At 59.4% G+C, this 266-nt stretch carries 1 pseudogene; it reads right to left on the reverse strand.

What is annotated here, in order from left to right:
- Positions 1-84 precede the first annotated feature (84 nt).
- Positions 85-266: pseudogene (locus tag AC4HNJ_RS21985) on the reverse strand (tRNA (guanosine(46)-N7)-methyltransferase TrmB); the annotation flags it as partial.

A 266-nucleotide genomic window follows, 5' to 3' on the forward strand; every position in this document is an offset into this window, starting at 1 on the left:
GATGGCTCTTCCCTGTTTGGCCTGGAAGTATAAGGGGCAGCTATGGCGTACTGGTGAACCGTTCCTGCATTTGCCGCAGGAACGCTATGGGTCGGTTCGGCGATAGAGCAGATCCCAGACGCCATGCCCCAGCTTCATGCCACGGCGCTCGAAATGCGTTTCGATGCGCCAATCCGGTTTCTCGGCATATTGGCCGGGGCCTACTGCGTTGCGCCATGCTGGAGCGGATTCCATGACCTCAAGCATGTGCTGCGCATAGGGTCCCC

Source organism: Dyella sp. SYSU CM1112, assembly GCF_058216415.1.